This window comes from Actinomadura sp. KC216, from assembly GCF_004348535.1.
Taxonomy (GTDB): Bacteria; Actinomycetota; Actinomycetes; order Streptosporangiales; family Streptosporangiaceae; genus Spirillospora.
This window is the reverse complement of the sequence record NZ_SMJX01000409.1, coordinates 1-6,545: the sequence shown is the minus strand read 5'-3', so window position 1 is coordinate 6,545 and position 6,545 is coordinate 1. Positions and strand designations below refer to the sequence as shown.

The window sequence follows — 6,545 nt, the reverse complement described above, 5'->3', positions numbered from 1 at the left end:
GTCGTCGGCCTCGTCCTCGCCGAAACCCACCGGGACGCGCGGCGAGATCACCTTCAACGTCGAGGGCAGCGGCACGGTCGCCTCGCTGAGCTACATGGTCAACGGGCAGACCACGAAGCTGGAGGACGTGAAGCTGCCCTGGCGGAAGACGGTCCCGATGCCGCTCTGGCCCCCGCGGATCACGTGGAAGCTGGCGTACCGGGCCCCGTCCGGCGGGAGCAGCTTCACCGTCGAGGTGGACGGCAACAACGTCATGGGCGGGCAGGGGAGCGCGGGCGCCAACCTCGGCGCCGAAGGCGTCTACTGACCTGGGCGCCGAAGGCGTCCACCGGGCCCGGCCCTCCCCCTGCCATGACGACGGCGGGACCCCTCCCGCGATGCCGGGTTACGCTGAGCGCGGGCGTGCACGCAGAGAGGACAGGGGTCGCATGTCGACGATGATGCGGAAGCCGCAGGGCAAGGTCGACATCCTTCCGGAGGAGATCGGGAGCCTGGCCACCGGCCTGCCCCCGGCCGAGCCCGGGACGCTGTTCGTCAAGGGCTCGAACGGCGGGATGCGGGTGTCGCCCGACGCCCGGTTCAACGTCGTGTTCGGACGGTGCGCGCCGGACGTCCACGTCTGCGTCGGCGGGGACGACACGCGCGTCAGCCGGCAGCACGGCATCATCACCCGCGAGCACTCCCGCTGGGTGCTGTACAACCTCGGCAAGCTCGCCATCCGGTTCCCCGGGTCGCGGCTCGTGCTCGGCGGGCACCGGGCGGAGCTGCCGGTCATGTACACGCCGCTGTTCATCGTCTCGCCCGGCCAGGAGCATCTCCTTGAGGTGCGGATCGCGGCAGGGCGGGCCTCGTCCGGCCCGATCGACGTGCATGAGCTCGCGACCTACGACCCGGAGGACCCCGACGCCGAGCGCGCGAACGCCGAGCGGGCCCTCACCGAGCGCGCGAACCCGTGGCGGCTCAGCGACCAGGAGCGGCTCGTCCTGGTCTGCCTCGCCCAGCGGTACCTGCGGCAGGAGCCCTGGCCGCAGCCGCTCACCTGGGCGCAGGTCGCCGACGAGATCGGCCGGCTCCGCCCGGCGGAGAACTGGAACTGGCGGAAGGCCGCCCGCGTCGTCACCGAGGTCCGCAACCGGCTCAGTCCGCACGTGGGCGGGCTGCGCGAGGAGGAGATCCCGCCGCCGATCGGCAACGCGCTGAACCACAACCTGATCGTCGCGCTGCTGGTCCACACCAGGCTCCGCACCCAGGACCTCGCCCTCATCGACGGCTAGCGGACGGAGCCCACCGGCCCGCCGGGATGCCGGGCCGCCGAACCGCCGGGTCGTGGGGTCGGTTCGGCGGCCCGGTCAGGCGGGCTGGGTCAGGCGGCGGGGAGGCGTGCGGCGGCCGCACCGCCCAGACGCGTCGCCATCGAGCACAGCCGCTCCGTGGGCGGGTCGCCCTCCACGACGAGGTACAGCATCTCGATCGCGTCGTCGCCGTGCTGGTCGGCGTACTCGCGGTGGACGACCCGGACGAGGCACGTCCCCCCGCCCTCCCCGTCCGGTTCGACGAACGCGCGGTGCGTGCCGAACCGGGTGGGGCTGCCGTCCTCGGCGGTGAGCGGCTGGCCGCGGTCGAACCGCAGCTTGACCTGGATGTCCTGGGTGGTGCTGTGCCACCTGCATTCCCAGCCGCCGTAGCGGACCTCGGGATCGCGGGCGTCGATCCCGGGGACGACGTCGAGCGCGTCGTTGCCGAGCATCGTGCAGGCGTCCTTGTGCGCCAGCGACTGCGGCGGGAACGGCGGCGTCCGGCGCGGGATCGGGCCGCGGTTCAGCACCGCGACCGCGGAAGCGACGGCGGTGTCGGCGATCGGGCAGAGCGGCGCGGGGGCGTCCCCGGGCCGCGGCTCCTCGACCTGCCGGGCGTCGATCGAGATGGTGGTGCCGCCGTCCGGGGACGGCAGGACCAGCATCCGGCCGCACTCGTCCTCTTCGGGCGGCTCCGCGAGCACCCGGACGCGTCCCATCGTCCGTGCCGGGCCGCCGCGTCCCGTCTCCGGGCCCGAGCCGCTCGCCATGCCGATCCTGACGTCGATGACGTCGTTCACGAGGACGTCGCACCGGTCGAAGTTGCCGTAGTCGTTGTCGAGTTCCGCCTCGCCGAACCTGCCGAGCGCGGCGGGGTCGGCGAGCGCGCAGGGGTCGGCGGTGCGCGGGTCGCCGATCAGCGACGCGGGCTTCTGCCGCGCGGGCGCCTCCTCGCCGCCCGAGGGGATCACGACCGCGGCCGCGACGGCCACCGCCGCGACCGCGACCACCGCCGCCGCGACGCCCCGCGGATGCCGCCGGACGAAACCCGCCGGACGCCCCCACCCCGTGCCGTCTTCCTGTTCTTCTCCGCGTTTCTCCTCGGTGCTCGGGCCGTCGTTCTCGGTCGGCGCGGAGTGGCCGGGCAGTTCCGGCCGGTCGGCGCCGGCCACCTCGTCCAGCATCCGGCGCGCCTCGTCCGCGCCGGGCCGGTCCTCCGGTGCCGCCCGCATCAGCGCGTCGAGGACGCCGCCCAGCGGACCCAGACCGCCGTAACCGGGCGCGGCGCCGGGAGGCTCGCCCATGACGAGGGCGTAGACCGTGGCGCCCAAGGAGTACACGTCCGACGCCGGTTCCGGGTGGCCGCGCAGGACCTCGGGCGCGGCGAACGCGGGAGTGTGGCTGACGGGGCCGCTCGGCGTGATCGTGTCCGTGCCGCCCAGCCGGTAGGCGGCACCGAAGTCGGCGAGCTTGGCCGTCCTGTCCTCGGTGACGACGATGTTGCCCGGCTTGACGTCGCAGTGCACGATGCCCCGGGCGTGCAGGGCCGCTAAGGCGGCGGCGATCTGCGCGCCGACGCGGGCCGCGGCCTCCGGGGACATCGGGGGCCACGCGTCCAGGCTGCCGCCCGGCACGTGCTCCAGGACGAGCCAGGACGTCACCTGCCCGCCCTCCTCCTCCGCCTCTTCGACGATGTCGTGCAGCGTGACCACATGCGGATGGTCGAACCGCGCCTGTGCGCGCGCCTCCGACCACAACCGGTCGAGGGCACCGGACCGGTCGTCGCGGAACGCGGCCCGCTTGAGGACGACGGTGCGCGGCAGCCGGGTGTCCTCGGCGTGCCACACCTCGCCGGTCCCGCCGCGGATGGGTCCCTTGACGAGCCGGTACCGTCCGGCGATCAGCGCTCCCAACCGCACTGTGACTCCCCTCAGCCGATCGGCCGACGCGGTCCATTCGCGACATACCCGGCGATGACCGGCGTCGCGCGACCAACCTACTGGGTGACGGTCCGGACACACGCGGTTTCTCGGGCACGCGAATCGGGGCCCCCGGGGTTGTCGCGGCCGTCCGGAAGGCTTAGCTTCGACGTCACCGCGGTGACCACCCGGTACCCCTCCGTCACGGTGTTCTCGCGGCCGCACCCGCCGGAGTCGCATATGAATCCCCCGCTCATTCGCACCCCGGCAGCGCCCGTTCTGATCGGCCGTTCGGGAGAGCTGCACTCCTTGCTGGAGGCCGTCACGCACCCGCCGGCCGTGGCCCTCGTGGAGGGCGAGGCCGGGATCGGCAAGACCCGCCTCATCAACGAGGCGCTCCGGCATCCGTCGGCGCGCGGGCGCCGGGTCCTGTCCGGCAACTGCCATCCGCTCCGCGAGCCGTTCCCGTACGGACCCGTCTTCGAGCTACTGCGCCACCTGGCCGGTGACCAGGCCGCGTTCTCCGGGAACCGGACCGCGCCGGCCGGGGGCCGGGGCGCCGGGCTCAGCCCCGTCTGCGGTGCCCTGCGTCCCTACCTGCCCGAACTCACCGACCGGCTGCCGCCCGCGCCCGACCCGCTGCAGGACGTCCGCGCCCGCGAGCATCGGCTGTTCCGCGCCGTCCGGGCCCTGCTGGACGCGCTCGGCGACACCGTGATGGTCGTCGAGGACCTGCACTGGGCCGACGACGGCACCCGCGACCTGCTGCGCTTCCTGGTGGACGACCCGCCCGCCGGGCTGTCGGCGGTGCTCAGCTACCGCCGGGAGGACCTGCCCGGCGCGCGGCTCCCGCTGGGCCGCGCGTACCGGCCCCCAGCGGGCACCATCGCGGCGTTCCTGTCGCTGGAGCCGCTCGACGTCCAGGGCGTGCGCGGCATGTTCACCGCGATCACCGGCGTCTCGGAGATCACGACGTCCCTTGCGGACGAGCTGCACCGGCGGACGGCGGGCATCCCGTTCGTGGTGGAGGAGGTCGTCCGGGCCCTGCCCGGCGGGCCCCGGGGGCGCGACGCGGCGGCGGCCGACGGCGGCGTTCTCGGCGGCGAGGTCCTCGACGGCCTGGAGGTGCCCGCGCTCCTCCAGGACGCCATCGCCGACCGGATGAGCCTGCTCTCGCCCGCGGCGGCCGACGCCGTCCGGGCCGCCTCGGTGCTCCGCGTCCCCGCGGGGGAGGCGCTGATCGGCGCCGTGGCGGGCGGAGGGGAGCCGGGGGAGGACGCGCCGTCCGCCGTCCGCGAGGCGCTGCTCGCCGGGGTCCTGCACGAGTGGGGCCAGGACAGGTACGGGTTCCGGCACACGCTCGCGCAGCAGGCCGTCTACTCCGCGCTGCCCGGCCCGGACCGCCGCCTGCTGCACCGGCGGGCGATGCGCGCCATGCAGGCACTGGGGAACGACGAAACGCCGCCGCTCGTCCAGCTCGCCTACCACGCGCGGGAGGCCGGGATGGTGGCCGAGTGGCAGCGCCATGCCGAGGCCGCCGTCGCGGCGGCCCGCGAGATGGGCGACCTCGCCGTCGCCGTGGAACTCCTGGAGGAACTGCTCTCCGACGCCCGGCTCGGGCGCGCGGAACGGGCCCGGATCGCGGTCGAGCTGAGCCGGGACGCGGTGCTCGGGCTCACCCACCGCAGGGCCGTCGAGCTGCTGAGCACCGTCGTCCGGGACGAGCACGTCCCGGACGCCGTGCGCGGCGAGATCAGGCTGAACGTCGGCCTGCTGCTCCGCAACCAGATCGGCGACTACGAGGCGGGCCGGATCTGCATCGAGGCCGCCGTCGAGGAGCTGCGGGACCGTCCCGCGCTCGCCGCCCGCGGGATGGCGGCGCTGGCGATGACGATCTGGGACGACCAGCCCTACGACGTCTGCCGCCGCTGGATCGAGCGGGCCGAGAACCTGGTGGCCGAGGTGAGCGACCCCTGCGACCCCGCCGTGCGGACGGCGGTCCGCGGGAACCATCTGGCGCTGCTGATGTCCGCGGGCGACTCCGCCGTCTGGGCGCAGGCCGAGGCCCTCATCGGCGGCGCCGGAGCGGACACCGACCGGGACACCGATCCGGGCGCCGACCTGGACGCCGATCGCCGGCAGATCGCCCGCGCCTGCGGGAACTTCGCCGACGCCGCCACCTGGCTCGGGCACTACGCGCGGGCGCAGCGGTTCCGCGCCGAGGGCGGGCGGCTCGCCGCCGAGTGCGGCGCCGCGTTCTACGAGGGCATCGTGGACGGCACCGCGCTGCGCCTCGACTGGTACACGGGCCGCTGGGACGGGCTCGCCGAACGGGCGAGGCGGACGCTGGAGGCCGTCCACGGCGTCTCCGGGATCGCGTCCGACGCGCATCTCGTCCTCGGGCTGCTGGCGTCGGCGGTCGGCGACTGGGACACGGCGGCGGAGGAGCTGAACGCCGCCGGGCTCGCCGACCCCGGCAACGCGCCCGTGACCGTCCTCGCCGCCGCCTCGGGCGCCATGACGCGGCTGCGGATCGCCCGCGGCGACCTGGACGAGGGCCGCGCCGAGGCGGAGCGCGGCATCGCCCGGCTGCGCCGGAAGGGCATCTGGGTGTGGGCGGGCGACCTGGTGCCGGTGGCCGTCGCCGCGCTCGTGCGCGGCGGTTCGCCGGCGGAGGCCGAGCGGCTGACCGAGGAGTTCGCCGAGGGCGTCGCGGGCCGGGACGCCCCGATGACCGCCGCCGCGCTGCCCGCGTGCCGGGGCGTCCTCGCGCTGGGGCGCGGACGTCCGGAGGAGGCGATCGAGGCGTTCGCCGCCGCGCACGCGGCCTATGCCGCACTGCCGCAGCCGTACGAGGCGGCCCGCGCCGCGGAGGCCGCGGCCCGGTGCCGGATGACCGCGGGCGACGACGGCGGAGCCCGGGACCTGGCGGCGCTCGCGGAGGAGTTCGCCGCGCTCGGCGCGCTCAGGGACGCCGCGCGCTGCCGCCGGGTGCTGCGCGGGCACGGCGTCGCGGTGCCGTCCCGCCGGGGCCGCCGCGGCTACGGCGACCAGCTCTCACCCCGCGAGAGCGAGGTGGCGCGGCTGGTCGCGCTCGGCCACACCAACCGGCAGATCGCCGACGCGCTGTTCCTGTCGACGCGCACCGTCGAGCAGCACGTCGCGAAGGTGCTGCGCAAGCTCAACGTGAGCTCGCGGGCCGAGGTCAGCCGGATGTGACGCCGTCCGCCCCCCCCGGCACTTGATTACGTAGCACTACCTACCGCAGCACGGATTGTAAGCCCCTGCTCAGACGGCGAAAGTGAACCTCGCCCCCGGCCAGAGCCCACCC

The 6,545-nt window shown here is 75.2% G+C and carries 4 protein-coding genes; 3 read left to right on the top strand and 1 reads right to left on the bottom strand.

The genetic code is table 11. The features are described from left to right. Both E1264_RS44155 and E1264_RS38580 read left to right on the top strand, forming a co-directional pair. Positions 1–307: hypothetical protein (locus E1264_RS44155; protein WP_207936805.1), on the top strand; the 307-nt coding region annotated here is incomplete at its 5' end. A 121-nt stretch (positions 308–428) separates the two neighbouring features. Further along, positions 429–1,274 carry an FHA domain-containing protein gene (locus tag E1264_RS38580; RefSeq protein WP_207936804.1) on the top strand — a complete coding sequence of 282 codons (846 nt, stop codon included), beginning with the start codon at positions 429–431 and terminating at the stop codon, positions 1,272–1,274. Between the two features lie 89 nt (positions 1,275–1,363). Here E1264_RS38580 and E1264_RS38575 read toward each other — a convergent pair whose 3' ends face one another. Then, the gene (locus tag E1264_RS38575; RefSeq protein WP_132181858.1) at positions 1,364–3,214 is read right to left on the bottom strand and encodes a serine/threonine-protein kinase; all 1,851 of its coding nucleotides are present in this window, start codon (positions 3,212–3,214) and stop codon (positions 1,364–1,366) included. 240 nt (positions 3,215–3,454) lie between these two features. Here E1264_RS38575 and E1264_RS38570 point away from each other — a divergent pair, with 240 nt between their 5' ends. Then, positions 3,455–6,433, top strand: a complete 2,979-nt coding sequence (locus tag E1264_RS38570; protein ID WP_132181856.1) for a LuxR family transcriptional regulator — start codon at positions 3,455–3,457, stop codon at positions 6,431–6,433. The last annotated feature ends 112 nt before the right edge of the window (positions 6,434–6,545 follow it).